Origin of the sequence: Bradyrhizobium sp. 137 (assembly GCF_023074095.1) — a bacterium.
Lineage (GTDB): Bacteria > Pseudomonadota > Alphaproteobacteria > Rhizobiales > Xanthobacteraceae > Bradyrhizobium.
In genome coordinates, this window is record NZ_JADPKU010000013.1 from 1 (window position 1) to 1,668 (window position 1,668).

Here is a 1,668-nt window from a genome sequence, read left to right on the forward strand (position 1 = left end):
CAACGCCGGCGTTGGCGTCGCCAGCGGTCGCTGTGCCGTTCAGCAGGCTCGCACCAGTGGTCGCAGCGTTGATGACGGTTCCCGTATTCGTGCCCTGAATGCCGCCCAGCGTGGCGCCCGAAGTCGCCGCGGTGACGCCACCTGCAGCGCCACTATAGAGCACGTTGCTGTTCGCGACTGCGCTGGCAAAGCTCGTCGTACCGCGCAGGTCGGCAGCCGTCGCACCCGAGATCGTGGTGGAGACGCTGGACTTCGAAGAATAGCCGACGGTGGTCTGCAGCGCCTGATTGGCGATCGACTTGGCGCTGTCGATCAGCTTCTGCAGCGAGGTCAGGCCGGTGTTGGCAGCCTGCAGCACCTGCACGCCGTTGGCGATGCCGTCGAGCAGATTGTTGATGTCGCTGGCGCGGTTGTCGAGCGACTGTGCCGTGAAGAAGTTGGTGGGATTGTCGAGAGCCGAGTTGACGCTCTTGCCGGTCGACAGACGGTTCTGTGTGGTGGCGAGCAGATCGGCGGTGGACTGGAGAGAGAGCAGGTTCTGACGAACCGACGCAGAGAGAACAATACCGGACATAACTCTTACCCTTCTGGTTTACGCGTCTTCGTTCGATCGCTTCGGATCGAGTGACGGGAACAGCGTGCCGCGACATGGCTAACAAAGGGTGAAACGAGACGCGCCGACCTAAGCGCCGGTTCACCATAAGAACCGCGGTGAGCGCCGGCAGGACCGGAAGCCCGACTGAATTTGTTGGCGATTTTCCACCCTTACGCTCCATTAACCATAACCGCGGGTTACTTTTCGAGCGTCATCCAAGGGGCTGCAAACGTTGACGCAAAAAGGAAAGCGGCGGGGCCGAAGCCCCGCCGCCAGATCTTGCTTGGGATGTCTTCCGCTTGTTAGCGGAGCAGTTGGAGCACGCTCTGCTGCGACTGGTTGGCCAGCGACAGCGCGGAGACCGCGATCGACTGGCGGGTCGACAGTGCCTGGCTGTTCGCTGCCTCGACGTTGGTGTCGGCCAGGGTCAGGTTGGACGAACCGGTCTGCAGCACGTTGATCAGGTTCTTGTTGAAGTCCTGACGCACCTGCACGATCGTCAGGTTCGAACCGAGCGCGGAAGCCTCCGAACGCAGCGTGCTCGACGCGTTGTTCAGGTTGGTCAGCACCTTGTTGGTGGCAGCGTTGTCGATGAAGTCGACACCGCTGGTCAGCGCGGCGAGGCCCAGACCCTTGGAGTTGTAGGTCACGCCGGTGATGCTCAAGCTCGACTTGGCGGTCTCGTCGAACACCAGCTTGAGCTGATCGCCGTTGAGCAGGTTGACACCGTTGAACGAGGAGTCCTGCGCGGTCGAGTCGATCTGGTTCAGGATGTTGTTGTACTGATTGACCAGATTGGCACGGGCCGTCTGGGCAACGGTGTCCGCGACCGGGGTGGAAGCCGTCGAGAACGTCAGCGACGAGGTCAGCGTTCCGCCGATCGCACCACCCGCAGTCGTCGAGCCAAGCGTCGAGGACGCGTAGTCGTTGGTGGTCGAGATCGTCAGCAGGCCGTTGGCGTCGATCGTGGCAGACAGGTTGTTGGCCTGAAGCGCGGTGTTGAGTTGATCGAGCGTCTTGACCGTTCCGTTGGTGCCGTCGCCGAAGGTGACGTTGACCGCCGTACCGCCGTT

The 1,668-nt window shown here is 61.9% G+C and carries 1 protein-coding gene and 1 pseudogene; both read right to left on the reverse strand.

Features of this window, described 5'->3' with window-relative positions; genetic code table 11:
- Positions 1-574: pseudogene (locus IVA78_RS02705) on the reverse strand (flagellin); the annotation flags it as partial.
- A 323-nt stretch (positions 575-897) separates the two neighbouring features.
- The coding region (locus IVA78_RS02710) for a flagellin (protein ID WP_253075126.1) at positions 898-1,668 on the reverse strand (771 nt) is incomplete at its 5' end.